This window comes from Rhodococcus sp. I2R, assembly GCF_020889545.1.
Taxonomy (GTDB): Bacteria; Actinomycetota; Actinomycetes; order Mycobacteriales; family Mycobacteriaceae; genus Rhodococcoides.
Genome location: NZ_JAHUTG010000035.1, coordinates 1 through 23243 on the forward strand (window position 1 = coordinate 1; position 23243 = coordinate 23243).

Here is a 23243-nt window from a genome sequence, read left to right on the forward strand (position 1 = left end):
GTGGTCTGGGCAGATTCATGACCGCCGGCGGGCACTTTCGTGTCCGCCCGTGGGCAGTTCTTATTGACCGTCAGTGGGCATTTTCATGTCCGCCCGTGGGCAGTTTTTCATGTCCGCCGACAGACGAACACTGGTGCCGACGCTACGTTGTAGCCGAGAGGTGCCTGTGCGGCGGGTCCGTACGCCGTCATCTGAGGCAGTGCTGGCTGTGCCCATCGGTGTCCGTCCCACCACTGCGTCGCCCCGACCGCTGGGTTGGGATACCAGCCCGGTCCCGGCGGAACTGAGGTCCGCGGCTCGAGCTTCCTGCCGTCAGCGAGGTGCTCAGGCAACGACGGAAGACGCTGCGACGTGTTCGCATCATCCGGCCAGCGCGGGTCAGTCATCGAGGACCTTTCGTTCGCGTCAAGTTGTGAGTGGCACATTACTTCCCAAACCGAAACTGCAGCCCGATTCAGATAGATGACGGAGTGTGCTGACTGCGCCGAGTTGCGAGCGACGTCCACTGCGCACCCCGTCCTCAGCAGTAGCCGGTGGCCACGAACGTGCTCCACTGGCGCATCTCGGACCGAAATCTCTGGCGGTGGATCGCCTCGCCATCACCTTGTGGGCGGGTGCGATCATGTTCGCGATCACCGGTGTCACTCAGTGGGTCTTCGACGAAGCTCCCAACATCTGGGTCCCGTCCGTGGTGGCGCTCGTAACCGCGGGAGTGTTGGTTGGCGGGGTCGCGGCGCTATGAAGCCGGTGGTCCGCATCGTTCAAAGCGGAGGGTGACCGATGGGCCGTCGTCTTGGCGGTGCTGATCGGCGCGAACCCCTGGTGTACATCGTTGCCACCGGCATTTCGTACACGGCGATCGGTGTGATGCTCGTTGTCGTCGCCACCGCCGCACTGGTCCCCAACGGGGATCAGTCAAACAGATGCAAATTTTTCTGATCAATGGCAAATTCGAATAGGATCACATCTTGGGGTGAGCTGTTCGCTCGCACTATTTCTCGGAACGGGAGTCGTCGTGGCCGTGTCTTGTCGTCTCACGGCAATCTCCGTTATCATGTTGCTCGCAGCCTCGTGCGCATCGCCTGCACCGCAGGCGCGTCCCGAGAACCAAGTAGGCCCAGATGGTTTCTCCGTGTCAGTGGGCAGCGTCACGGTCTCGGCGGGAGCCTCGGTAGCGCCCGAAGGGACATCAGTCTCGGTCGAACCGGCGCCGTCGACACCGGGCCAGGCCGTGACGTATCTGGATACCATCTCCGATGCAATCTCCATCACGCTGGGCGAAGGACGGATTCAGCCCGACACGCCGATTGCCATCGAAACCCGAGTGGATGGCGGTGTCGACGTCGACCGACGTCTGAACGCTGGAGACTTGCTGGTCTTCGTGAGTGAAAACTCCGCCGGGGACTTGGACATTCATCCAGCGCAGTGGGATCCGTCCACGCGAGTTGTATCCGCTACGACGATGCATCTGTCGAGATTCGTCGCGGGCTTCCTATCGATGCAAAAAATTGTGCGGCAGATGAGCGATCTCGTTGGCCAAGCAGCAGGGCAGACGTTCCCTCGGCCGGCGGACTGTCAGTCCAGTGTTCAGGCACCGTCGGGTGTCGAGTACACGGTTCAGCGTGTGACACGCGATGTGGCATGGCCGTGCCTTGCCATCGACGGCGCCGGAGGTATTCGGCTGGACCTGCACTCGAACTCACCATTCGTCTACCGGGTGAGAACGGAGCCGCCCAGACCCGGACAAGGAGGCCCGGGTCTCGATGTGTCGAACATCGCTACTCAACTCGTCTACGACCTCGTGTTTTCGGCCGACCTAGACCGAGAGGGCGCTTTGTTGCCGGGTGGATCAGTGACGTTCCGTTACCTGCCCGACAGTCCACCCAGGAGTGGGGAGTTGGCGGCAGAAGCTGTCTTGAGTTACGTGGAATTGTCGTTGTTCGCTGTGGACGTCGCGATCGGACCGTTCGGGGGAAGCGAAAAAGTCGAGGCCGCTCTGCAGCAGGCCGAGTTCGTGGAGTGTGTGGCCGGCACGATCGAGCCGAGCATCGACGGGCTGGACTTCACCGACGTCTTCGTCGTCACCGCCGATTGCCTGAGCCCCATTCTTGCTACCGCCCCAAAGTATGTGTTGGGGCAGGTGGGGCAAACGATCATCGGTGGCGGGCCGATACTGGCAACCATGTGGCGCGGCGTAGCGAGCAGTGTCGCGGAACTCCGCGGAATGGACAGCGACACCAGCGCGACCTTCCTGATCGGTGCCGGCAGACCGAATGCCGAATACATCGGAACCTGGGCCGGTCAGGTCAGCGGCGATTCAGTCGACTACAGCGTCCGAGCGGTTATACGCGAACAGGACGGCATTCTCGTCGCCGACGTGGAGTACCCAGAACTCGGGTGTGGGGGTACCTGGACGCAGTTCCTGACCGCCGAGACAACCGCGACGTTCACTGAGGTGATCACGTACGGCAACAGTCAATGCATCGACGAAAGCACCGTCGAAATCAGCCCCGAAACGGGCAACTTGCAGTATTTCATCGACTACGGCCGCAAGAAGCTGAGTTCGGACATGGCCCCGGCCTCATGATCGCTCGAGGTCCATCTGAATCCCGACAGCGAGAGGACGCAGAGAACTGTTCGGATGTTGGACCGCAGTGTGCTGCGAGCTCGCGATCGGCTACGCGATTCCGCCGATCTTCCACTCCCAGCCGCCTTGATCGCTGAACGGGACATATCCGATGGACGTGGTGTCGAGCGGAAGATCCAAGACAACGAAACCCGGGATCTCGATGATCGGACCGGGTTCGACGGAAGGGCGTAAGCGTATTCAGCGCAGTTCAGCGTTGCGTCTGTCATGAGGTTCGACGTGGTCACTCCGTTTACGCGAATCGCGACGAAATCATGACCTCGACACGGAGCCTTTCGCCGCGCTGGTTCGATCGGGCGGTTTTGCCACGCACTCCAGTCGGCCGATGTGTCAGCAGCCGCATCAAGAAGCCGAGGCAGGTACCTCTCACGTAGCAGTTCGACGGTCGTTTCGGCGGCGTGGACGGTGATGTTCATGGCTGCGAGGGCAACTCCGCGGCCGTCGTGTACCGGTACTGCGATCGAGCGGACGCCCGGTGCCAGATCCTGATCGGCCAGTGCCCATCCGCGCTCCGCTGTTTCATCGAGTATCTCGTCGATCTGTGCGGCCGTGAACACTTTCGAAGCAATCCCCGAGCGGCTCGGCTCGGACAGTCGCTCGTGTACCGAATCCCGGTCCATCGCCGAGAGAAGAGCTCGCCCTTGGGAGGTCACCATCGCGGGAAAACGGGTCCCGATGTCGACACGCAGCGAGATGAGCTTGGGTACCGCCACCCGTGCGAGGTAGACGATGTCGGAGCCGTCGAGCTGGGCCATCGACGACGATTCGCCGGTGTGAAGGCCACCAGTTCTTCAAGGTGAGGCCATGCCATGTCCCAGAGGTTGAGGGCACCGATGTAGGCCATTCCGAGTTCGAGCACCCGTGGGGTCAGGGTGTAGCCGGCGTGGCCGGATCTGACGTAGCCGAGTTCTTCGAGCGTCAGCAGTATCCCCGGGCTGTCGGCCGTGCCAGCTCGGCACCGGCGGCGACCTCGGTCAACGACATCACCGGCTTGTCGGTCGAGAAGATGCGAAGCACATGCAGCCCCCGGGCCAGAACATGAAGCGCGTCACCGGCACCGGCTACGACGATGCTCTGTTCGCCAGGTGGCAGGGCCGACCCGGACTTCATTCTGAACCGGCCACCGTTCGACACGGGACAGATTCTGGTGACCAGACCCGACATCGGGACCGGATCCTCACGCGAACACACTCTGTCACCGGCTCCTTCAGTGTCGACCACCCTTGCCGTCGGTCGGATCGACGGCTGCTCGCACATCGACGCTGTAGTTTGCTGGAAGCTCCATGCGACAGAGTCTTTGAGCCTCGTTGGCAGAGACTCCCAGGGCTCTGAGCACTCGCTCCGTCGTGCCATCGACGGTTGTTGTCTCGTCTCGCTCAGGTTGGGCAAGCAATAGCCGCCCCATGGACAGCAGAGAACCGGCCACGATCGCGAGTGCGAGATCTGCGTCATCCACGTCAAATCGTCCTTGGGCGAAGGCTGATTCGATATCGCGGCGTGAACGCGGCGCCAGGCCTCCGGATGCGGCGAACGCCGCAGCCTCGGAGTTGAGCAGGACGCGACTCAGTTGCGGCTGGAGGCGGAAGAGTCGTCCGGACAGCCGAAAAGACTGGGTGAACTTCTCCACCGGGTCGTCCAGGTCGACAGTGAGTGAATCAAGGTAGTCGCCGGCGGATTCGAGTGCTGCATCGATTGCCGCCTGCCACAGCTCCTCCTTGGATTCGAAGTAGTTGTAGAACGATCCGTTGCTGACGTCGGCGGCCTGGGTGATTTCCAGAACGGGTGCGTTGGTGCTGCCGCTGGCCAGAAAACCTTGCGCAGCCTTGACGAGCGCGGCTTTGGTGCTGGTGCGAGCCTTCCGGGGCTCGACTCGGTTGCCTTCGGGCACAGTTTTACTCCTGCTCGCGGGATGTAGGAGGGCAGCCTATCGCGTACCAGAATGACGAATTCGTCAAAAAAGCTTGACGAAGGCAACCCCCATGGGTGACGATATCGTCAATAGCTGGCGACGCGGCCAGCTCCCCGGCTGTCTCGAGGACTTGATGACAACGAACGTTTCGATCCCGCAATACCGCACCGACATCTACTCAACCCAGAGCATTCTCGATCCGTACCCTCATTACGCCACGCTGCGTGCGCTCGGCCCTGTGGTGTGGCTTCCGCATCAGCAGGTGTTTGCCATCTCTCGTTACGCCGACTGCAAGGCAGTGCTGCTCGACGATGAGACCTTCGTCTCGGGGGACGGCGTCGCACTCAACCCGGTGGCCAACAGACTGGGCCGCGGCACGACACTCAACAGCGACGGCGACGAGCATGCAACGAAGCGTTCGGTCCTGGCTCACCGCCTGACCCCCAAGGCAGTGCGAAAGATGACCTCGGCGGTGCAGGAGAAAGCCGAGGGCATCGTCGACGCGGCCCTGAGCAAGCAGTCCGTCGACGGTGTCGACGATCTCGCGACGGCGCTGCCGATGTCGATCGTGCCCGATCTCGTGGGTTGGCCCGAGGACGGGCGTGAGGATCTCCTCCGTTGGGCGGGAGCAACATTCGACTCTCTCGGCCCCGTCAACCGGCACTCGGTTGCCGCAGTCAAGGGCGCCGCCGAAATGCTGGCCTTCTCGAGGCGGGTGGTGCGAGAACGATCGGTGATCCCTGGGAGTATGGGCGACGACGTTCTGAAAGCCGCCGACGAGAACAAGATCGCCAAGTCCTCGTGCCCGGCGCTGATGATCGACTACCTCGGCCCCTCGCTCGACACCACCATCGGTGCGATCTCCGGTGCACTCGACCTGTTCGCTCGGCACCCCCAGCAGTGGCAGGCGATCCGGCAGAACCCGGATCTGATTCCCAATGCCGTCAACGAGGTCGTCAGATACGAATCCCCGATCAGGGCCTTCTCGCGCCGAGCTGTGCGCGACGTCGAGATCGACGGATCACGAGTCCCGAAAGGCGCACGCGTACTGGTGATCTACGCATCGGCAAACCGCGACGAGGCGGAATGGGACGACCCCGATGCCTTCGACATCACCCGAGACGCTGCTCGCCAGCTCGGCTTCGGATCCGGCGCGCACGGTTGCGCAGGCCAGGGTCTCGCGCGCTTGGAGACACAGACCATGCTGCGGGTCCTCGCGCGACGCGTGGAACGATTCGTGCCCGCCGGAACGCCCAAGCGGGCCGTCAACAACGTCATCCATCGATACGAACGTCTGCCACTGCACTTGGTGGCGGCAGAAGGGACACCGCTGTGAGAATCAACGTTGATTGGGACCGGTGCGAGGGCCATGGAATATGCGCCGACCAGGCACCGAAAGTGTTCAGCCTGGACGACGAAGGCGAACTGCACTACGCCTTCGACAACGAGGAGATTCCCGACGACCTCGCGGCCTCGGCGCGGTCGGCCATCGGTGTGTGTCCGGTCGCGGCCTTGCGAGAACAGGCGTGACGTCGGTCGCTCGCAGCATTGTCATCGTCGGAGACTCCATCGCCGGATGCACCGCAGCTCGTGAGCTCCGTGCTCGCGGGCACGCCGGCCCGCTGATCATGATTGGCGCTGATCCCGACGGTTGCTACGCAAGACCACCGCTGTCGAAGCATGTCCTCAAAGATGGAGCGGCCAAAGCGGAAACGTGGGACCTTTCGGATCTCGAACTCACGACGATCGTCGATCGCGCGGTGTCGGTAGATACCGAGGCCCGCACAATTACAACCGCCGTCGGCACCGAAATTTCCTACGACGCTTTGATCGTGGCCACCGGCGCAGCCGCGCGTCGCATCGCGGGTCCGGATCAATCGGGAGAGACCGTGTTACGGACGTTCGCCGACGTCCGTGCACTGCGCCCGACACTGGACGAGGCCAGAACCGCAATCGTCGTCGGCGCCGGCTTCCTCGGGATGGAGGTCGCCAGTGCCTGCGCTGCGCGCGGTATCGCGGTGACCGTTGTCGATATCGATCCTCCGCTGAAGCGGCTCCTGGGCCCCTTCCTGTCCGACGCGATCGTGGCAAGGGCCGCAGCCGCATCGGTCGAGTTCGTACAGGCTGAGAGCCCGGTCGCGTTGACCGGAGATCGCGTCGTGGGCATCAAGATTGCAGATCGAATTCTCACTGCCGATCTGGTCGTCACGTGCGCCGGCGATGTCCCCGAGACAGGTTGGCTCGACGGATCCGGTATCGCCGACGGGCGCGGGGTGGCTATCGACGACCTCTGCGCGACAGCGGTTCCCAACGTATTCGCGGCCGGAGATGTCACCTACTCGCGAGCGGCGTCCAGCCGAGCACCGTTCTGGTCGAATGCCGTCGCGCAGGGCAAAGTGGCCGCGGCATCCGCGCTCGGCCTCGAACCGACGTGCCCACCTACCGACGACTACTTCTGGACCGAGATCCTCGGGCTATCCATCAAAGTCGTCGGCCCCCTCCCCCTGCTCGGTGAGCCGGCCGTCATCGAAGGCTCCATCGCGGACGGATCGGCGCTGCTGCAGTGGAGTCACGACGACGGCCACACCACCATCGTCGCCTTCGGCATCAAGAAGTCCGTCGGTCTACTCCGACGGTTGGCTCGCGAGACCGCCATCCCCACTACATAAGGAAATACTCATGAATTTCGGCTCCCCCTCCAACCTCGCTCGTCGGCTCCCCGAGGCGGTCGGACTCGCACGCGCAGCGATCGGCATCGCCCATATGATCGCACCCACCCGAGCCAACGAATTACTCGCCGGACCCGATGCTGCGGTCTCCACCACGCGAGCTGCCGCCCGCACCTTCGGAATTCGCGAAATCTACATCGGTGGCGGACTGTACGCCGCAACCAGGTACGCCCCGAAGACGGTGCGCACGCTGCTTCGCGCAGGCGTGGCCGTCGACGTGTGGGATACCGCAGCCTTCGCTCTCACCTCGCACTTGCCACAAAGGACGCGGGTGGCCGGCTGCGCAATTGCCGGTGGCTTCGTGATTGCCGGTGCCCTCGCGGACGTGCAACTCGCCCGATAGAGCCGGACGTACGGGTCAACGTCGCACGCTTTTCGAGCCGTAGCATGATGCAAACTCTGCCCTCGTACTTTCCTCGCGGCACTCGGCTCCATGGTTTCCTGCACGTCATCCTCGGCTTTCCGCTCATTCGTGGCTGCGGTATGCGTCCGCACCGAACATATGACGATTTCGTCAAAAAAACTTGACTATGGCATAGGTCATAGGTGACGATATCGTCATCAGCCTCGTGGACGCGACGGAGCTGTTCGCGAACGCGACGACGGAAGTAGCCGCGACGTCTGCACGTATATGCAGAAGTGCGTTCATTTCGTCCCCTCCCTGGGCAGCCGACCGGCGTCCGCTCGAATACCGCCGTTGCGGACCGTACAGATCACACATAAGGAATGGCATGACCAGCAACAACATTCGTCCGCTCCGAGACGTCGATGTCGATGTCGATGTCGTCATCATCGGGTTGGGTCCGACCGGAGCGACGGCAGCGAATCTTCTCGGACAGCGGGGCATCACCACTGCGGTGATCGAACGCGACATCTCGATCTATCCGCGCCAACGAGCCATAGCCTCCGACGAGGACGCGCACCGTGTCTGGCAGGGGCTGGGCTTGTTCGAGGACATGTTGGCCACCATGTCCGCCGACGTCCGCGTGCATTTCAAGCACGGCGGCAAGACGTTTCTGTCGATGTTCTCTGCAGAGAGTCGCGATCAGGGCGTGCCGGGTATGGCGTACTACCACCAACCCGAGCTCGAGCGCGTACTGCGCGAGGGAATCACCCGGTTCCCCACTGTCACCGTTACATCGGGTTTCGAAGCCGTCGGTCTCAGACAGGACGCCGACTCCGTCACCATCACCCTGCGTCCCATCGAGGGTGGCGGTGACGAGCAGCTGATCAGGTCGCGCTATGTAATCGCCGCCGACGGTGGATCGAGCTCGGTACGCAAATTGCTCGGTATCGCTCTGCCCGGCAAGCACATCGAAGAACCGTGGTTCGATATTCAACTGCGAGCGTGGTACGACCTCCCCGCCGATGCCCCGTTGGATTTCACTTTCATTTCCGACCCCCGACGGCCTGGTGTGGACTGCCCGTGTCCGATGGGCTACCACCGTGTCGAATACCGGGTCAACAAAGGTGAAACAGTGGAGCAGTTGCAGACCGAGGCAGGCCTTCGCGGTCTGCTGGCCGAACGCGGAATCGACTACGACCAGGTCGAAATATTCCGTAGCTGGGGCTACACCTTCCATATCAGGCAAGCCGAACAGTGGAGCAAAGGGCGGGTGTTCCTGGCCGGGGATGCCGCGCACATCATGCCGCCGTTCGCCGGACAGGGAGTGTCGTCCGGTGTCCGTGACGCCGCGAATCTCTGCTGGAAGCTCGATGCAGTCCTCAACGGTAACGCCGATGCGGAACTACTGCAGACATACGAAGCCGAGCGACGACTCAATGTCGAACAGCTGACTAAATTTTCGCTACGCATCGGCCGCATCGTGATGCTAGAGAACGAGGCGGCAGCGCGAATACGCGATGGCCTCTTCGTGGCGGCATCGAAGATACCCGGTTTGTCGCGCCTACTCGCGGGCAATGGACTCAAGCCGATGTACAAACTCGGCACCAAAGGTGGGTTCTTCGGTATCGATTCATCGCACCGTAGTCCACGCGGAACCTTCATAAAACAGCCGTGGGTAGTGGGATCGGACCTTACACCCGTACGCCTGGACGTCGTGCTCGACAACAAATGGACCTGGGTCGGCTTCCCGTCGGCGCCGATCCCAAAGCAACTGGCCGAGGCCGGAGTTGCCGAGGTGAAGCTCGAATACGCCTCGGCGATCGCAAGCCACAAAGTCGCCGCGGGCCATTGACGGCGCTCATCGAAATTCCCCACTGACGCTCACTGAAATTCCCCACCCGTGTGGCACCGCCAACGAGGGCGGGTCTCCCCGGATGCTGGTGGTCTCTGACCACACACCAGCTACCCGAAGGAGACCCGCTCCTCATGCTTACACGGGAGGAAGACGTGGAAATACACGCCCTGCACCAACGAGGCTGGAAGATCGCCGACATCGCGCGCCATACCGGCCGCGACCGCAAGACCATACGGTCCTACCTCAACGGGGCCACCACCCCTGGAGTGCGCAAACGCAGCACACCGGACCCCTTCGAGGTGTTCCTCGCCTACGTCACCGCGCGCCTGATCGACGACCCGCACCTGTGGGTCCGTACCTTGTGCGACGAGCTCGAAGACCTCGGATATGTGATGTCGTATCAAACGTTGCACCGCAAGATCCGCGAGCTGAAGCTACGCCCGATCTGCAAAGCCTGCCTCACCGCAACCGAAAGACCCAACGCGGTGATCGAACACCCGCCCGGTGAAGAGACCCAGTGGGATTGGGTCGATCTACCCAACCCGCCCGCCTCCTGGGGGTGGGGTTCGATGGCACATCTGTTCGTCGGAACGTTGGCCTGCTCGGGCAAGTGGCGCGGTGTTCTCGCCCCGAACATGACGCAGCCGCATGTCGTCGACGGACTCGACCGCATCTGCCGAGGACTCGGTGGAGTCAGCCGCGTGTGGCGGTTCGATCGGATGGCGACGGTTTGCCACCCGGAGTCGGGCCGGGTCACGGCCAGCTTCGCCGGCGTCGCGAAACACTACGGTGTCTCCGTTGCGATCTGTCCACCGCGCCGCGGCAACCGTAAAGGCGCTGTGGAGAAGTCCAATCATACTGCCGCGCAGCGGTGGTGGCGAACACTCTCGGACGATCTGACCGTCGAGCAAGCGCAAGCGAGCCTCGATCGGTTCTGCAGTCTGCGCGGCGACACCCGGCTGCGACCCACAAAAGATGGGAAGGCGTCGGTGGCGACGATCGCCACCGCCGAAGGGCTGCATCCGATGCCAGCGACCGCGTATCCAGCGATCCTGACCACCGACCGGACCGCCTCCCGCCAAGCGTTGGTCTCCTATCGCGGCAACCGGTATTCGGTCCCACCCGAACTCGCCTGTGCTGCAGTGACCGTGACGCACGTTCTGGGCGCCGATGTCATCGACATCGTCACCACCTCGGGGATCACCATCGCCCGACACCACCTCGCAGCCGATGGCACCGGAGCGATGGTCCGCGACCACGGCCACATCTACGCCCTCGAACAAGTAGCGATGTCCGGTGCGAACACCGGCCGCCCGCACCGCCGCAAAGAACGCATCCCACCCGGACCCGACGCCCTCGCTGCCGCAGAGAAACTCCGAACATCGACCGAATCAACACCGTCCGCCCAAGACGTTCAGACCGCAATCGGCAGTCACGCAACCGAATCCACTGATGCAGGTGCGATCGTCTACGACCTGTCGGTCTACGAACGGGCTGCACACGGAAGGAACACCCTCTGATGGCCGACAAGAAGACGAGCGACCGGATGCCGGCACCGAACACGGCCGAAGCGGCCAGTCTTTATCAGCGCCTGCGCGGCCACCTCGCGGTCCTGAAACTCCACGACGCCGCCGAAGCGTTGCCCTCGGTCCTCGACCAAGCAGCAGCCGAGGAACTGTCGATGACCGCGGCATTGGACCGGTTGCTCTCGATCGAGGTCGAGGCCACCGAGGCACGCCGGTTGACCGGGCGACTGCGGTTCGCGTGTTTGCCGACGCCGGCGTCGCTCGAGGACTTCGACTACGACGCCGCAGCCGGTGTCGATCGCAAGCTCATCGACGAGCTCGCGACCTGCCGATACTTGGAGACGGCGACGAATGTGCTGCTCATCGGACCGCCCGGGGTCGGGAAAACGCATCTGTCGGTCGGGCTCGCGAGGGCTGCTGCGCATGCCGGGTATCGGACGTACTTCACCACCGCTGCCGATCTCGCTGCCCGCTGCCACAGGGCGGCACTGGAAGGGCGGTGGGCAACGACGATGCGGTTCTACGCCGGACCGACACTGCTGGTGATCGACGAACTCGGCTACCTACCGCTACCCGGTGAGGCGGCGTCGGCGCTGTTTCAGGTTGTCTCGCAACGGTATATGAAGACATCGATCGTAATGACCACCAACCGTGGCGTCGGATCGTGGGGTGAAGTGCTCGGTGACAACACCGTCGCAGCAGCCATGCTCGACCGACTCCTGCATCGCTCCGTCGTGCTCAACCTCGACGGCGATTCCTACCGCCTGCGGGACCACAACGCCAGATCGGAGAAGCTCCGCAAAGCCACCACCGGAACCCGCCAACCGCTACAGTGAAGACCGCTCACGAGTGGGGAATTTCGGTGAGCGCGGTTGGGGAATTTCGCTGAGCCTCGTCACCATTTCGTGGACAGCGAAGGAGTGCTCGAGCGGCAGATGCGACGAGCCCGTGCCGACGGCTTTCTTGTCCGGCCCGACCGGTTCATCTACTGCAGCGACCGCGAGTTCGCCCCCGGAGATCACACAAGGGTGGCCGCAGCCGTGGTGAGTGGACTGCACCTAGCTCAAGACTGGCCATGATGCCCAACGGCGACATCAATGGCGCATCGACGCTGCGCCCGAACATTGGGAGTGGCAGATGCGCGGCGCCTGTCGCCGACTACACAGCGTCATCTACTTTCCCCACCGGTGACTGTTCAGTTGCGTCTGGAACTGCCGGCCAAATCGATCTGCGCACACTGCCCCGTCCTCATGCAGTACCAAAGCTATGCCGTCGCACACCAAGAACTACACGGCATCTGGGACGGCCTGTCGGCCCGCGAGCGAAGCCGGATCAGCGCGGGGCAACCAACACTCCGACAGAACGATATTCGATAAGGATGACGTTGTGGTCACTCGACTGGTAAGGATTCAGCTGATTGCATTCGTTGCCGTCGCGATAGCCGGCATCGTCTATGTCGGCGGCACATACGTCCGCCTCGACAACCTGCTCGGCTTCGGGCAGTACCGCGTGACCGCAGAGTTCGCAGACTCCGGCGGCATCTTTTCCAACGCCGAGGTCACCTACCGGGGTGTCCCCGTCGGGACCGTCGGCACCTTGTCGTTGACCCGCACCGGTATCGGCGTGGAGCTGTTGCTCGACACAGGAGGTCCGGACATCCCGGCCTCGGCACTGGCCGTTGTGGCGAATCGATCGGCCATCGGCGAGCAGTACGTCGATTTGCAGCCCGCAAACAGTGACGGACCGTTCCTCGCGGAGGGGTCGATCATTGCTCCCGAGGACACTCGAACGCCCGTACCGGTCGAGAACGTATTGGCCAGCACCGATCAGCTCATCAAGACCATCCCTCTGGACAACCTCGCTACAACGGTCAGGGAACTCGGAGCGGCGTTCGATGGCAAGGGAGAAGATCTGCAAGTCCTCGTGGACTCACTCGGCACTTTGTCGGAAACAGCCGAGGAAGCACTGCCCGAGACGCTCGGACTCATCCGGGACAGTCGAACAGTGCTCGACACCCAGTCCGAGCAGTCGTCGGCGATCGGGCAGTTCAGCGCAGACCTGAATAATCTTACGGCACAACTGCGCAGCAGTGACCCCGATGTTCGGCGCCTGATCGGGACCGGCACGGATGCAAGCGACCAGATCGGCGCACTCGTTGCCGACGGCGGTCCGGCCCTGACTACGAACCTGAACAACATCGATTCTGTCGCCTCGCTGTACGCCCCGAAGGCGTTCGCTCTCAGGCCTTTGCTGATCTTCTTGCCGTCCATATCAGCGGCAGCGCACACCCTCGTCCAAGGCGACGGCTCCATCCACCTCAGCTTTGCTGGCTTGGAAGTCAACAACCCGCCGCCGTGCACCATCGGGTACGAAGCATCGCAATCGATCCTGGATGAGGAGAAGGCGAAGAACCCGAACTTCGATCCCTCCCGAGAGGACTACCCGTTGAACTTACAGGCGAACTGTCTGACGCCTCAGGGAAGCGTCACCGGTGTCCGTAGCTCGAGCCGTATCGTGTATGCGGATCCGCAAACGCCGCAACCGTGGGACAACAAGCCGAAGGTCGATCCGGACAAGCTCAACCTCAATCCCATTGCTACACAACTCGCACCCCTGATCGGAGTCACCCCGCGTAGGTAGTTGGCCAACGCGCAGCTGTTACTGCCAAGACGCACAGGGAGAAGCGCCTCCCTATCGCAAGTTTGTGTCGAAGAACTCGGTGAGCTGATCGAACGGAATGAGGTCGGTGCACGCAGACGGAGTCTCCACGGTCTCCCACGCACTTCAAGCGTTCGCCGCAATCATGAACGGCTACAACCACGATGGTGTCGACATTGCAAGACGATTCTTCGGGAAAGTTCGAGTTGGCGGTGAAACGCTGGCGTGGTGAAGACGTAGCCGATCTTCACGCGGGCACCCGGCCCTCCACTACATCGTGAACAGAGTGCGCAGCTCCCCCGCCAACGGAACGGTGATTTCTGCGAGGTCCGGCAAGGGGTCGGGATCAGCGATCACGGTGACAACCAGCGTGCCAGCGTACGAAAGCGCAGCGAACGTCACCACCACATTGCCACCACCACCGACTGCAAGCGGAACGATGTCGGTGACAGGTGCCCCGCACAACGTCAACCGGCGATCGGGCCCGTGGACATTGGTCACCACGCAGTGCAGGTAGCGCTGACGTCGCATGTACCACTGGTATATCCCCACAGCCAGCATTGCCCGAACCACGACACTCGCAGAGGCGGCCGAAATTGGTCCGGGCGCCGAGCGTTTGCTGACTCGCATGGCATGCTTCACCCGTCTGAGCCGCAAAGCTGGCTCGCCTGCAGTCGGTATGGCAACTCGGATTTGCATGGTGCGGTTTCCGATGTCCCCCACTGTCGCTGCCTGACGCATTCCGACGGGGATGCCGACCACGACAGTGTCGGCATGCTCGCCGCACTCCCCCAGGTATCTACCCAGAGCGCCCCCGATCGCCGAGAGAAGAACATCGTTGACGGTGGCGTCGTGGCGATGCGCAGCAGCCAGGATGTCAGCGGTGTTCGTCCGAGTGATGGCCAAACGACGTTCTCCTCCGGTCGGTTTCGATAGAGAGCACGATGCTGCTTGACCGATCCGCGAATGGCTCCGGCTGCCAGTTGATTCGAGAGCCGACCGAATTGGGCTCATTGCCCGCGTCAACAGTCGGACGCGAGTGAGCATGGCATCGGCAGCCAGTCGGCTGGTGGATGGTGGCGCAAGAGGGAAAGTACGGCAGGTCCCCGGTGCAGCTCCATCGGCCAGTGCGTACAGAACCGCGAGACCTCCAATTCCGTCGGCGAGTGCGTGTTGGGCTACGAGAACAAGTGCAACCCGGCCCTTTGTCAGCCCTGTCACCACGGTCGCTGACCACAGCGGACGGTCAACCGGTAGCCGACGGGCGAGCAGTCCTGCGGCAACGGAGAGCAACGCGGATTCGTCACCCGGTGACGGACACTCGAGGAGACGAAGGTGCCGTTCCACGGCGAAAGTGGCGTCGTCGATCCAAACGGGTCGGCCGCAGCCCCAAGGTGCTTTCATGGCGCGCTGACGCATTCGCGGAATGGCAGAGATTCGTTCCCCGAGCGTCCTCATGAGCCCAGGTAAGTTGAAACCGTCCGTAGGTTCGAGGAGAAGGATCGCCCCGAACTGGTTGGGCACAGACGCACGCTGCATCGCGAGGTACATGCAATCAGCTGAACTCAAACGATCAACCGGGTTGCTCATCAGGCGTTCCATCATGTGTGCCAGCGCACCACCGCGGATACTCACTCGCTAGGGCCCAAGGTCATCGGCGTTCGTTCACATGATCGACAGTCGGGGTGGTGTCCAGCTGCGTCCCCGGCGTGGCCTTGACCTCGAATGGCGGCTGCGGTGATGCCGACGCCGTGGCGACCGCCGCGAAACCGTGCTTTCTCGACAGCAACACCACTCCCAGTGTGGGGGTGAGCAGGATCAGTGCTGCCCATGCGAAAGAGCCCGGCCCGACCCCGCTCAAGAGCAGTCCGCCGATGACGCCACCAACAGCCATGGCCACATTCCACAAGGTGACGAGCATTGCCTGGGCTTCGTCGGCGACCCTACCGCCGGCCACACCGACTGCGGTCTGGAGCAGTGTCGGGGCGCCGCCCCATGCGAGGCCCCACACGAACAGTGCCGCGTACAACACCACCGGAGTGTCGCCGGCAAGCCCTAGAGCTGTGACCGCGACGGCGAAGAGCACCGTGGCACTGAGAGCCAGCAGTCGGAGCTTCTGATCGATTTTCGCGCCAGTCACCCAGATGCTGATCAGGCACGCGACACCGAACACGAGGAGGGCCACGTCGACCTCTCCTCCGGCACCGACACTGTCGAGGAACGACGCGATGTAGGCGTAGAAGATTGTGTGTGCGAGAACGAAAGTAAAGGTCACGAACAGTACAGCTCCGACACCTGGTGTTGCGATGGTGTGCTTGAAGGTGGCGCGGGTGCCGCGACCCTGCCCGGGGTAGTCGGGGACGAAGGCTACGATCCACCCGATCAGAACGACGGCGATCCCGGTCATGAGCCAGAATGCGACTCGCCAACCGAGTTCTTTGCCCAAGAATGTTCCTGCCGGAACGCCGAGCGCCAAGGCAACGGGAATTCCGGCCATTGCGACCGCGATCGCACGCCCCTGTAGATGCTCGGGAACCAGACGCCGGGCGTACCCGACGAGCAAAGCCCATGCCACTCCGGCTGCCATCCCTGCGACAAATCGGGCTATCATTGTCAACTCGTAGTTCGATGACATTGCCGTCACCGAATTCGCCACCGCGAAACCGACTATCGACAGCAGGAGCAGCTTCTTACGCCGCCACGCGGCCGTTGCGGCAGTCAGCGGGATGGTTGTCAGCGCGGTCCCTATTGCGTAAATCGTGATCGTCTGCCCGGCGGCCGACTCACCGACGGATAGGCTACCGCTGATGTCCAGCAGCAGTCCCGCCGGCAAGGTTTCTGTCAAACTGGTGACGAATACGGCAGTGGCGAGCGCCAAGAGCGGTAGCAATGGCAACCGCTCCGAACGAGTTTCGGCTTTCAATGGACCTGTCATGTATCTATGCTCAAACCCTCACACCTATGTGAAGGTCAAGGCCAATTCGGGTGACTTGCGCCACACTCAGAACTTGGAGGTCGCGATGAGGATTGGCGAACTGGCAAGCGCAACCAACACCTCGGTGCGACTGCTTCGCTACTACGAAGAGCGCGAACTTATTTCGTCGACGCGGGCACCCAACGGGTACCGGCAGTACGACGAACGATTCATCGATCGAGTTCTGCAGATCCGCGGCCTACTCGACGTCGGGCTACCGACACGGATCATCAAGCAGATCTTGCCGTGCTTGGACAAACCGCGAGTTATTCACTTCGCCGACGCAACACCAGAGATGATCGCCGTCCTGCGGCGAGAGCGCGACAGGATGGAAGAAATAGCCGAGAGCATGCTGCGCAACCGCGACGCCATAGCGTGCTATCTCGACGAAGTGATCTCCATCCGCGACGGCAACGCCACGCATCTCATGAACGCTAGCGGTCCGCATTCGAAGGTGCCTGGATGTGCGCATTCTTGAGGATCTGTCCGGCGGTCTTGGTCCAAACCGCGTTTGGACCAAGCCCCTTTCGAACGCGGCAGGAAGTGCTAGGCCTTGTCCGCGGCTCCCTTTCCGGTTATCGGCGGCTCGTTCTCCTCCGGTGAGTTGTTGTCGGACTCGGATTCGTCGAAGTCCAGCGCTCCACCTCGAGCCGCCTGATCCGCCAATTCCAACCCTGCGCCCGAATAGACATTGAAAGCGATATCCACCCCGTGGTCCTTGGCCCACTCCACTTCGTCGTCGTAGCGGGCCACAGAGGCAACCCTTCCGCTGAAACCAGACTCGCGGAGGCACGCGAGCGCGGTGACATTGGCGCCGTGGCGGGGCATGGCCAACACGGCGATGCGCACGCATCCTGAGCGCCGTAGCTGGTTCCAGAAGTCGAGGTCGGTGGCGTCACCTTCGATGACCCGCAGTCCCTCGTCCGCGAGTCGTTCGATTCGGGGCCCGTCGTAATCGACACCGACCACTCGGAGACCATAGTGATCGGTCAGTCGCTGGTAGGCGGCGAAGCCGACGCGGCCCATGCCGAGCACGACAACTTCGGCATTACTGGCATCGCCGGGGCGTTCATCGGGATGCAGGGTTCGTTCGTCCTGAGCCGGTAGCCGCGCAGCTATCTTCTCCTCCATCAGGTGGCCACGTCCATTCACCAGTGCAGATACAACGAAGCTCAGAGCCACAGCAATCGACATCTCCACCAACCACGCTGGTGCCAGCAGTCCGGAGGTCACCCCGACCGACACCACGATCAAGCCGAACTCGGAGTAGTTCATCAGGCTCAACCCGGCGAGCAACGCGGTACGGTGTCGCAGCTTCATGATCGTGAACAAGATGAAGAACCAGCCTGCCTTGAACGGCAGGAACATCAGCATCAGCAGGGCGACGCCGATGGTGGGCAAATCCGGCAGCCCGGTCAGGCCGATCGACACAAAAAAGCCCACGAGCAGGAGTTCCTTGATGTGGAACAACGAACGTGAGAGTTCCGACGACGCTGAATGCGACGCCAGCAGCACTCCGATCACCAGTGCACCCAGGTCGCCTTTGAGACCTAGTGCAGAGAACAACGCATAGCCCGGCACAAAAGCCATCACGATGCCGAACAGGGACTGCATTTCGCCGTGCCCGAGTCCGCTCCAGATCCTTCGGAGGACGCGAGTGAGAGGCCACAGCCCCACCAGCGTGAGTGCCCACAGGCTCGGCAGCGTTCCACTGGTGACGGTCAGGAAGACCACCGCGATGATGTCCTGCATCACCAAGATGCCGATGGCGATGCGCCCATAAAGTGCGTTCGATTCACCCCGCTCTTCGAGGACCTTGACCACGAACACCGTGCTGGAGAATGACAGCGCAAAGGCGAGAAGCGCGATCGTTTCGAGGCTCTGTCCTGCCAGCATCGAAACCCCGACCAAGGCGAACAGCCACAACGCGATGGCGCCGAAGACGACGTTGATCACCATGTGTGCCGACGTGGTGAGCCAGACCTCGCGGCGCAGCAGTATCCGAACGTCGAGTTTGAGGCCGATCGCGAACAGCAAGAGCGTGACACCGAGATCCGCAATCAAATCGAGTTGGGGCAGTTCCTCGAGGTTCAAGGCGTTGATGACGAACCCTGCCGTCAGAAATCCGACCAACGGAGGCAGACGCACGGCCATGGCGAGGCCACCGAGGCCGAAAGTGATGACGAGATAGATGGCAACTACTGACATGCGCGTCCTTGCTGTTCGAGATTGGGGCGTGTTCACCGGTGTCGTCGATGCCTACATGGTGCCCGATTCGCACCAGTATCCCGGCAACCCGCGATTTTCTCAGTGGACGGATCCTCCCCCAAGGCAGAATTCGGGTATGACAGTGGTGATCCAGCGAGCCGACTATGGCGATCCGGCTCTCGAACTCTTCCTCGGGGCGCACCTTGCAGACATCGCCCCTACCGCCCCCAGTGAAAGCCAGCACGCGTTGGACTTCGAGACCATGAAGTCGACGCGAGACTTCCGGCTCTGGGTAGCGCGTATCGACGGCGAACTCGTCGGGACGATCGGCTTGGGTTGCCTCAGCTCCGAGCACGAAGAGATAAAGAGCATGCGGACGGCGCCGGACTACCGAGGGCGCGGAATCGGCAAGCTCCTGCTCGATCACGCCATCTGTGATGCCACGAGCCGTGGAGTTCATCAATTGTCCTTGGAGACAGGCAGTATGAAGTTCTTTCACACTGCCCGCGCTCCATACCAACGCGCAGGGTTCGCTGTGTGTGCCGCTTTCGGAGACTATCCGACCGACGATCCGAACAGCATCTTCATGACCCTTCGGTTGCATCCATAGGCGACGTATTCGCTGGATCACCGTAGGTCGGCGAATAACTCCACCTGAGCGGTTCGTCCCGCGCATATCAGCAGGTCACCCTCTTCGATTACCGATTCGGGTGCTGCGTGAGTGAAGTCCGCGCCTCGATGCTTGATTCCCACCACCGTGATGCCGCAGGTCTGCCTGACGTCGCTGTCGCGGAGCGTTCGGCCCACCATAGACTGCGGCGCAAGAGTTTTCACCATCGCGTAGTCTTCCTCGAACTCGATGTAGTCGAGCATTCGTCCAGTGACCAGATGAGCGACCCGCTCCCCCATGTCGTGTTCGGGGAGAACCACATGGTGGGCGCCGACCCGTTCGAGGATCTTCCCGTGCTGGCGACTCGTTGCTTTCGCCCAGATGTTCTCGATGCCGAAATCGGACAAGAGCGATGTCGTGAGAATGCTCGATTCGAGATCGCTTCCGATGGCCACCACTGCATGGCCGAAATCCGGCACGCCGAGCTGAGCCAACGCATCCACGTCGGTCGAATCCACGATGGCGGTGTGCGTCAGCTCGTCGGCATACCGTTGGACTCGATGTGCGTCCGTATCCAAGCCGAGCACCTCGGAGCCGTGCCCACACAGCTCGCGCCCGAGCGATGCACCGAACCGTCCGAGTCCGATAACCACGACACGTGTGCCGGATCTCTTGTTCCTAACCAACGATGGGTCGCTCCTCAGGTAGTTCGTAGCGTCGGCCACGTTCGCGCAAGGCCAAGGCCGACGCGAGCGTAATCGGGCCGAGCCGACCGATGAACATCAACAGAACCAACGCGATCTGCCCGGCATCAGGCAGGTCAGCGGTGATGCCGGTAGACAAGCCCACCGTACCGAACGCCGATACGGTTTCGAACAGAACGTCGTCGAGATCGAACGGGGTCAAGAGCATGATTGCGACGGTGCCGCCGATGACTGCGGCGACGGCCAGCAGCACGACAGTCACCGCCTGGCGCTGAACCTGCGCCCCGATCTTGCGGCCCATCACATGCACGCTGGGCTCACCCCGCACCTCGGCTGCGATGACGAAAGCCAGCAATGCGAACGTGGTGACTTTGATTCCACCGGCGGTGCCGGCGCTACCGCCGCCGATGAACATCAACATATCGGTGATCAGCAGCGCCGACGGATGCATAGCGCCCGTGTCGATACTGTTGAAGCCAGCCGTACGGGGGCTCAGTCCTTGGAAGATGCCGGCGAGCAGTCGGCCCGGCGTGCTCAGCGCTCCCAGCGTGTCCGGGTTGGTCCATTCCACGGCGGTGATTGCGACGACGCCGAAAGCCGCGAGTGCCGCGTAGGTGATGAGAGTGATCTTGGTATGCAGCGTCCATGAGTTGCGGCGGTGGTCGAACGTCTTCGTTCGCCTGATGGAACGCGCAACTTCGATGAGAACCGGAAACCCCAGTCCCCCGAGAACGAACGCGATGGTGATGGGGACAATGACCCAGGGGTCACTGACGTATCGACTGAGGCTGTCGGGGTACAACGCGAAACCCGCATTGTTGTACGCGGAGATGCCGTGAAAGACACCCGAATACAGTGCGTCGCCGACGGACTCGTCATACCCCCAGTGGAAACGAGCAGCCAGCGCCAGAGACGTTACGGCTTCGATCGCCAGGCTCATTCGAAGAACGCCGAGAACGACTCTCTTGCTCTCCCCCAGCTGCAGAGCCTTCGTCTCCGCCTGAGCCACCAATTGCATCCGAAGGCCCATGCGACGCGCGACCAGCAGGCCGAGCAGCGAAGCCAAGGTCATGATGCCCAGCCCGCCGATCTGGATGAGCGTCATCAGCACGACCTCGCCGAAGCCGGACCAGTAGGATCCGGTGTCGACCACGACGAGTCCGGTGACACAAATGGCCGAGGTGGCGGTGAACAACGCGGTCACCAACGATGTCGCATCTCCGGTTTCCGAAGAGATCGGAAGCATCAGCACACCGGTACCCAGCAGAATGGCAGCTGCGAACCCGACCAGGACCATCGACGCTGGATTCCGCGGCCGCGGAATGGACGGCATCTTCAGCGCCGAGATGGACTTCTGAACGGGCCGGTTCATCGTGGGCTCGCGAATCCTGACCCGGTACCGCGCCTGCCGAGAGCGCGCGTGTCGACGATGTGCACGAAGCGAGAGCTTACGCATGTCGCCGACGACATCGGGCGTCAGGGACCGCGGGGGTCAGGAACGCGCGGGTTCACCCACGACGTCGAAAATCTGCTTCTGAATTCCGTTGCTGTAGGACTCCGATTCCACGAGCTGGAGGCGGGTGCTGTCCTTGTCACTGTCGCTGAACAGTCTCTTGCCCGCGCCGAGGAGAACCGGGAACACCAACAGGTGGTAGCGATCCACCAGTCCGGCGTCGGCCAGCGATTGCCCGAGTTCGGCGCTTCCGTGCACCGCGATGGGCCCACCCTCTGTACGTTTGAGAGCTGCCACCTCGTCGACTGTGCGCAGGATAGTCGCCGGCCACCGCGAATCCTGCTGCGCAAGAGTGCTCGATACTACGTAGCGAGGCATCGCGTTGTACTCCGCGAACTCCTCCATCGTCGGCCAGACGGGCGCGAACGCTTCATACGATTTTCGTCCCAACAGCAGTGCCGTCGTTTCCTGCTGCTCGCGGTCTTTGATCTCGTACGCCGCCACGTCGAACTCGATGTTCTCGAAGGTCCAGCCCGCGTTGCGATAGCCGGGCTCGCCCCCCGGTGCTTCCATGACACCGTCGACCGAGACGAAAGCGGTGACTATCAATCTGCGCATTTGGGTCCTCCTGCATTGGCTCCACGAACGGTCATGGAGATGGACCGCGTGGATACCGAAAAGTCATCGGTCGGACAATTATGTCGCCGAGTTCGACGCCCCGGCGGGGTTTACCTGATCGAAGCCGGGTATGTAGGGCGTAGACGTACCCGGCGTCTACCGCTACCGGAGGAGAAAACGCGATGACCGCACCAAAGACAACGAGCACGACCGCGACCCCATCGACCGAAATCGACGCAGGCTCTAGTTCGGGTTCGACCTTGGTGTCCAGTCAAGGCCGGACCGTGGTTGCCGACACGGTGGTCTCCAAGATCGCCGGAATCGCCACCCGAGAAGTAACCGGTGTCTATGCAGTCGGTGGAGGAGCTTCGCGAGTCGTCGGAGCCCTGCGCGAACGCATCCCGGGCGCCAGCATCAACCACTCCCAGGGAGTGTCCGTCGAGGTCGGCGAAAAGCAGGCAGCAGTAGACCTCGACATCGTCGCCGAATACGGGGTCTCGATCACAGATCTCGCGTCGGGTATTCGGCGTAACGTCATCGCGGCAATCGAGCGCATGACCGGCCTCGAGGTCACCGAAGTGAACATCACTGTCCATGATGTGCACCTCGACGACGAAGAGAGCAATAACGACACCGGCGAGGAGCCAAAACCATCGCGAGTCCAGTGAACGACCCTGCCCCATCAGGCGTCGAGCAGTCGGTGCCACCCGAAATTGCGGAGGTCGTGGGCCAAGCAACGACCTCCGTGTCGGGTGTCGCGGGCCTCCACCCCGGAATGTTCGGTGAAATCGGAACATACCTACCGGGCAGACGAGTACCAGGTATTCGTGTCGATGAGAACTCGGTCGAAATACACGTCACCGCCGTCTACGGATCGGATCTCTCCGCTTTGGCCGCCGCCATTCGCTCACGGGTATCGATTCTGACGGGTACCCGAGATGTCAACGTGTGCGTAGAGGACGTCACGGCAGCATCTCCGCCCTCCCCCGGCCGCTGACAGCGACCA

The 23243-nt window shown here is 62.2% G+C and carries 24 protein-coding genes; 15 read left to right on the forward strand and 9 right to left on the reverse strand.

The features are described from left to right. The first annotated feature begins 472 nt into the window (after positions 1-472). Both KVY23_RS23345 and KVY23_RS23350 read left to right on the forward strand, forming a co-directional pair. On the forward strand, positions 473-742 hold the full coding sequence (locus tag KVY23_RS23345) for a hypothetical protein (protein WP_230558368.1): 270 nt from the start codon (positions 473-475) through the stop codon (positions 740-742). 390 nt (positions 743-1132) lie between these two features. Continuing rightward, on the forward strand, positions 1133-2587 hold the full coding sequence (locus KVY23_RS23350) for a hypothetical protein (RefSeq protein ID WP_230558369.1): 1455 nt from the start codon (positions 1133-1135) through the stop codon (positions 2585-2587). Here the strand turns inward: KVY23_RS23350 and KVY23_RS23355 are convergent. The 3 genes from KVY23_RS23355 to KVY23_RS23370 form a co-directional block, all read right to left on the reverse strand. Further along, positions 2542-3402, reverse strand: a complete 861-nt coding sequence (locus KVY23_RS23355) for an IclR family transcriptional regulator C-terminal domain-containing protein (RefSeq protein WP_230558370.1) — start codon at positions 3400-3402, stop codon at positions 2542-2544. The two genes, KVY23_RS23350 and KVY23_RS23355, sit on opposite strands and share 46 nt — an antisense overlap. Positions 3403-3565: 163 nt before the next feature. Further along, the gene (locus KVY23_RS25320) at positions 3566-3781 is read right to left on the reverse strand and encodes a helix-turn-helix domain-containing protein (RefSeq protein WP_374108762.1); all 216 of its coding nucleotides are present in this window, start codon (positions 3779-3781) and stop codon (positions 3566-3568) included. Positions 3782-3854: 73 nt separating this feature from the next. Further along, positions 3855-4535 (reverse strand): TetR/AcrR family transcriptional regulator, encoded by a 681-nt coding sequence (locus KVY23_RS23370; protein ID WP_230558371.1) that lies wholly within the window; start codon positions 4533-4535, stop codon positions 3855-3857. A gap of 154 nt (positions 4536-4689) precedes the next feature. On the opposite strand from KVY23_RS23370, the gene KVY23_RS23375 reads away from it, so the two are divergent. The 9 genes from KVY23_RS23375 (at position 4690) to KVY23_RS23415 (ending at position 13652) form a co-directional block, all read left to right on the forward strand. Further along, a complete protein-coding gene (locus KVY23_RS23375; RefSeq protein WP_230558390.1) occupies positions 4690-5892 on the forward strand; it encodes a cytochrome P450 in 1203 nt (400 codons plus the stop codon). After that, complete coding sequence (locus KVY23_RS23380; RefSeq protein WP_230558372.1) at positions 5889-6086, forward strand: ferredoxin; 198 nt, start codon at positions 5889-5891, stop codon at positions 6084-6086. Before KVY23_RS23375 ends, KVY23_RS23380 begins: the two co-directional genes overlap by 4 nt. Then, the gene (locus KVY23_RS23385) at positions 6083-7225 is read left to right on the forward strand and encodes an NAD(P)/FAD-dependent oxidoreductase (protein ID WP_230558373.1); all 1143 of its coding nucleotides are present in this window, start codon (positions 6083-6085) and stop codon (positions 7223-7225) included. Before KVY23_RS23380 ends, KVY23_RS23385 begins: the two co-directional genes overlap by 4 nt. 10 nt (positions 7226-7235) lie before the next feature. Then, positions 7236-7628, forward strand: coding sequence for a hypothetical protein (locus KVY23_RS23390; RefSeq protein WP_230558374.1), 393 nt, complete (start codon positions 7236-7238; stop codon positions 7626-7628). 388 nt (positions 7629-8016) lie between these two features. Beyond that, the gene (locus KVY23_RS23395) at positions 8017-9483 is read left to right on the forward strand and encodes an FAD-dependent monooxygenase (protein ID WP_230558375.1); all 1467 of its coding nucleotides are present in this window, start codon (positions 8017-8019) and stop codon (positions 9481-9483) included. A gap of 134 nt (positions 9484-9617) precedes the next feature. Continuing rightward, on the forward strand, positions 9618-11006 hold the full coding sequence (locus KVY23_RS23400; RefSeq protein ID WP_230558376.1) for an IS21 family transposase: 1389 nt from the start codon (positions 9618-9620) through the stop codon (positions 11004-11006). Further along, entirely contained in the window at positions 11006-11848 is an 843-nt protein-coding gene (gene istB, locus KVY23_RS23405; RefSeq protein WP_230558377.1) for an IS21-like element helper ATPase IstB, read from the forward strand. Before KVY23_RS23400 ends, istB begins: the two co-directional genes overlap by 1 nt. A gap of 261 nt (positions 11849-12109) precedes the next feature. Then, positions 12110-12388 carry a WhiB family transcriptional regulator gene (locus KVY23_RS25055; RefSeq protein WP_268995376.1) on the forward strand — a complete coding sequence of 93 codons (279 nt, stop codon included), beginning with the start codon at positions 12110-12112 and terminating at the stop codon, positions 12386-12388. Between the two features lie 10 nt (positions 12389-12398). After that, positions 12399-13652, forward strand: coding sequence for an MCE family protein (locus KVY23_RS23415; protein ID WP_230558378.1), 1254 nt, complete (start codon positions 12399-12401; stop codon positions 13650-13652). 288 nt (positions 13653-13940) lie between these two features. On the opposite strand, the gene KVY23_RS23420 is transcribed toward KVY23_RS23415, so the two are convergent. After that, the gene (locus KVY23_RS23420) at positions 13941-15275 is read right to left on the reverse strand and encodes a wax ester/triacylglycerol synthase domain-containing protein (RefSeq protein WP_308071117.1); all 1335 of its coding nucleotides are present in this window, start codon (positions 15273-15275) and stop codon (positions 13941-13943) included. 46 nt (positions 15276-15321) lie between these two features. Next, complete coding sequence (locus KVY23_RS23425; protein WP_230558379.1) at positions 15322-16605, reverse strand: MFS transporter; 1284 nt, start codon at positions 16603-16605, stop codon at positions 15322-15324. Between the two features lie 85 nt (positions 16606-16690). Here KVY23_RS23425 and KVY23_RS23430 point away from each other — a divergent pair, with 85 nt between their 5' ends. Further along, on the forward strand, positions 16691-17122 hold the full coding sequence (locus KVY23_RS23430) for a MerR family transcriptional regulator (protein ID WP_230558380.1): 432 nt from the start codon (positions 16691-16693) through the stop codon (positions 17120-17122). Between the two features lie 68 nt (positions 17123-17190). Here the strand turns inward: KVY23_RS23430 and KVY23_RS23435 are convergent, their stop codons facing one another. Beyond that, on the reverse strand, positions 17191-18852 hold the full coding sequence (locus tag KVY23_RS23435; protein ID WP_230558381.1) for a cation:proton antiporter family protein: 1662 nt from the start codon (positions 18850-18852) through the stop codon (positions 17191-17193). A 136-nt stretch (positions 18853-18988) separates the two neighbouring features. Here KVY23_RS23435 and KVY23_RS23440 point away from each other — a divergent pair, with 136 nt between their 5' ends. Beyond that, a complete protein-coding gene (locus KVY23_RS23440) occupies positions 18989-19462 on the forward strand; it encodes a GNAT family N-acetyltransferase (protein ID WP_230558382.1) in 474 nt (157 codons plus the stop codon). A gap of 17 nt (positions 19463-19479) precedes the next feature. Here the strand turns inward: KVY23_RS23440 and KVY23_RS23445 are convergent, their stop codons facing one another. The 3 genes from KVY23_RS23445 to KVY23_RS23455 form a co-directional block, all read right to left on the reverse strand. Continuing rightward, entirely contained in the window at positions 19480-20148 is a 669-nt protein-coding gene (locus KVY23_RS23445) for a TrkA family potassium uptake protein (protein ID WP_230558383.1), read from the reverse strand. Beyond that, on the reverse strand, positions 20141-21538 hold the full coding sequence (locus KVY23_RS23450) for a potassium transporter TrkG (protein WP_230558384.1): 1398 nt from the start codon (positions 21536-21538) through the stop codon (positions 20141-20143). The genes KVY23_RS23445 and KVY23_RS23450 overlap by 8 nt, the downstream gene beginning before the upstream one ends. Before the next feature lie 120 nt (positions 21539-21658). After that, positions 21659-22237 (reverse strand): dihydrofolate reductase family protein, encoded by a 579-nt coding sequence (locus KVY23_RS23455; protein WP_075839952.1) that lies wholly within the window; start codon positions 22235-22237, stop codon positions 21659-21661. Between the two features lie 182 nt (positions 22238-22419). Here KVY23_RS23455 and KVY23_RS23460 point away from each other — a divergent pair, with 182 nt between their 5' ends. Both KVY23_RS23460 and KVY23_RS23465 read left to right on the forward strand, forming a co-directional pair. Then, a complete protein-coding gene (locus tag KVY23_RS23460; protein ID WP_075839953.1) occupies positions 22420-22905 on the forward strand; it encodes an Asp23/Gls24 family envelope stress response protein in 486 nt (161 codons plus the stop codon). After that, a complete protein-coding gene (locus KVY23_RS23465) occupies positions 22902-23234 on the forward strand; it encodes an Asp23/Gls24 family envelope stress response protein (protein ID WP_230558385.1) in 333 nt (110 codons plus the stop codon). The genes KVY23_RS23460 and KVY23_RS23465 overlap by 4 nt, the downstream gene beginning before the upstream one ends. The last annotated feature ends 9 nt before the right edge of the window (positions 23235-23243 follow it).

Bases quoted from the DNA above. Each gene is read 5' to 3' on its own strand.
- KVY23_RS23400 (WP_230558376.1), top strand. From the start codon at position 9,618: ATGCTTACACGGGAGGAAGACGTGGAAATACACGCCCTGCACCAACGA.
- istB (WP_230558377.1), top strand. From the start codon at position 11,006: ATGGCCGACAAGAAGACGAGCGACCGGATGCCGGCACCGAACACGGCC.
- KVY23_RS25055 (WP_268995376.1), top strand. From the start codon at position 12,110: ATGGCGCATCGACGCTGCGCCCGAACATTGGGAGTGGCAGATGCGCGG.
- KVY23_RS23460 (WP_075839953.1), top strand. From the start codon at position 22,420: ATGACCGCACCAAAGACAACGAGCACGACCGCGACCCCATCGACCGAA.
- KVY23_RS23355 (WP_230558370.1), bottom strand. From the start codon at position 3,402: ATGGCCCAGCTCGACGGCTCCGACATCGTCTACCTCGCACGGGTGGCG.
- KVY23_RS23395 (WP_230558375.1), top strand. From the start codon at position 8,017: ATGACCAGCAACAACATTCGTCCGCTCCGAGACGTCGATGTCGATGTC.
- KVY23_RS23435 (WP_230558381.1), bottom strand. From the start codon at position 18,852: ATGTCAGTAGTTGCCATCTATCTCGTCATCACTTTCGGCCTCGGTGGC.
- KVY23_RS23420 (WP_308071117.1), bottom strand. From the start codon at position 15,275: ATGATGGAACGCCTGATGAGCAACCCGGTTGATCGTTTGAGTTCAGCT.
- KVY23_RS23390 (WP_230558374.1), top strand. From the start codon at position 7,236: ATGAATTTCGGCTCCCCCTCCAACCTCGCTCGTCGGCTCCCCGAGGCG.
- KVY23_RS23430 (WP_230558380.1), top strand. From the start codon at position 16,691: ATGAGGATTGGCGAACTGGCAAGCGCAACCAACACCTCGGTGCGACTG.
- KVY23_RS23440 (WP_230558382.1), top strand. From the start codon at position 18,989: ATGACAGTGGTGATCCAGCGAGCCGACTATGGCGATCCGGCTCTCGAA.
- KVY23_RS23425 (WP_230558379.1), bottom strand. From the start codon at position 16,605: ATGACAGGTCCATTGAAAGCCGAAACTCGTTCGGAGCGGTTGCCATTG.
- KVY23_RS23375 (WP_230558390.1), top strand. From the start codon at position 4,690: ATGACAACGAACGTTTCGATCCCGCAATACCGCACCGACATCTACTCA.
- KVY23_RS23450 (WP_230558384.1), bottom strand. From the start codon at position 21,538: ATGAACCGGCCCGTTCAGAAGTCCATCTCGGCGCTGAAGATGCCGTCC.
- KVY23_RS23455 (WP_075839952.1), bottom strand. From the start codon at position 22,237: ATGCGCAGATTGATAGTCACCGCTTTCGTCTCGGTCGACGGTGTCATG.